Here is a 2,200-nt window from a genome sequence, read left to right as displayed (position 1 = left end):
AATCCCGATGATAAGGGCGATGGTGTCCACATATTTTTTAAGTGGAGAACATCGTCCTTATTGCAGGGATCGGGTAGGTGACTTCGCCGGACGGTTACGACGCTCTTACCTCGACAGAAAAGTGGCACTTAGCTACCCTCACAAAGGAAAACTTGCTCGGTAAGTTTGTCGTAACGATCATTAGCAACTCAACAGACATGGAATAGTTATGAGATTAAAATCGTTAAAAATCAAAAACTTCCGCTCATACCAAGAACAAAAAGAAATAATCTTTGGCGATATGACCGCGTTAATTGGTCGAAACGACGTTGGGAAAACAACCATATTAGATGCTTTAGGGATATTTTTCGGGCACAAGTTATGCAAATTCGAACCTGGAGACAAGTGCGTATATGCTGGCGAGAACGAAGATGTTGTAATAACCTGCACCTTCGACGACCTGCCAAACGAGCTTGTGTTAGATGCTACCTCTACAACAAGCTTGACAGAAGAGTATCTGCTGACAGCGGAGGGCACACTTTCTCTATCGAGGGTATTCAGCAAGGGCAAAGGTGCTGGGGTTGTTGTGGCTACATGCTTGCATCCGTCAGCCAAAAACACAAAAGGAATTTTACTTAAAAAAAATGAAGAGCTCAAATCCTTGGCTCAATCACTGAACATCCAAGCCGAAGACAACAGATCCAATGTCAGCCTTAGATCAGCAATTTACAAAGCAACTGGAGATCTCAAACTAAAGGAACAAAACGTATCGCTTAACAAAGAAGATGGAAAAGAAATATTAGAAAAAATCCAGAACCACCTTCCACACTTCGCTCTTTTTAGAGCTGACAGACCGAGCACTGACGAAGAGTCTGAAGTTCAAGACCCCATGAAAGTAGCAATTTCTCAGGCGCTCGAAGATATTGCACCTCAGCTTGAAGCCGTTAAAGACCAGGTAAGAGACAGGGCGCTTGCTGTTGCCAACAACACACTCAGCCACCTTAGTGACCTCGACCCGGAACTTGCCCTATCATTAACGCCTGAATTTAAAGCTGACCCCAAGTGGGAGGGAATATTTAAATTATCCCTTGCGGGCGAAGATAACATTCCGATTAACAAACGAGGAAGCGGAGTAAGACGCTTAGTCCTGATTAGCTTTTTCAAGGCTGAAGCAGAAAGAATAAAACGGGAGTACCAAGACCGGGGAGTCATCTATGCAATTGAAGAGCCAGAAACATCACAGCACCCTGACAAGCAGAGATTACTTGTTGAAGCATTTTCAGAGATGGCGGAGAAAAAGGGTTGCCAGATAATAATTACTACACACGTACCAGCACTTGCAGAACAGCTTCCAGTTGCGACCCTGAGGCACATTTATAGAGATCATCAGGGCGAAATAACAATAAACTCCAGCTCAGACGGAATGTATCGATCTATTGCTAAAGACCTGGGCGTATTACCTGACAGTAGAGCACAGGTTATTGTATGTGTAGAGGGTCCCAACGATATCGCTTTTTTCAAAAATCTTTCGTCATCACTTGCTTCTGAAGGAATCGTTGTACCCGATTTCGATAATGATCCACGAATAGTAATGCTACCCTTAGGTGGAGATACGCTTCGGGACTGGGTTAATGGGCACTACCTAAAAAATATCGGCAAGCCCGAGGTTCATATATATGATCGAGACACAAATACCCCGCCGAAGTATCAAGCTACCGCCGATGCAGTAAACGCACGAAACGATGGCTCTGTTGCGTTTATCACTACCAAACGTGAAGCAGAAAATTATCTGCATGTTGATGCGATCCAAGAAAGCCTAAATATAGGGATACAGTTCACGGACACCTGTGATGTGCCTACTTTAGTAGGGAAAGCCATGGGAGTAAACGATCGAACGGCCAAGCGGAGGTTGAACAAGAATACAGCTAAACACATGACGATGGAGCGCTTAGCTGAGCAAGATCCGCAAAGCGAAATACTTGGTTGGTTTAGAGCCATCATGGAACGCTGTCGTTAGAGACTAGATGGTAAGCGCTCCATAAACCCCACCTGGCAAAAGATAGGTAAAGCGCTTAGCTGTGAAGTCGAGGTTCGCAGTTCCACGGCAGCAAGGCTTCGTAATTGGACTTGCCCCTACAAAACCGGACACCAACTCCCCGTTAAATTGATGCTGCTGCCAAGCGCCTAAATTCTCTTGGCGACCGGTATTTCAAAGCGCTGT

The 2,200-nt window shown here is 45.0% G+C and carries 1 protein-coding gene; it reads left to right on the top strand.

Annotation, left to right across the window (positions count from 1 at the left end):
* Positions 1 to 208 precede the first annotated feature (208 nt).
* Entirely contained in the window at positions 209 to 1,996 is a 1,788-nt protein-coding gene (locus tag KDX37_RS29035) for an ATP-binding protein (RefSeq protein WP_231656612.1), read from the top strand.
* Positions 1,997 to 2,200: the final 204 nt, after the last annotated feature.

The sequence above is a fragment of the Pseudomonas californiensis genome (assembly GCF_021147775.1).
Taxonomy (GTDB): Bacteria; Pseudomonadota; Gammaproteobacteria; order Pseudomonadales; family Pseudomonadaceae; genus Aquipseudomonas; species Aquipseudomonas californiensis.
The sequence above is the reverse complement of the archived record's forward strand: the minus strand, read 5'-3'. Positions and strand labels throughout refer to the sequence as shown.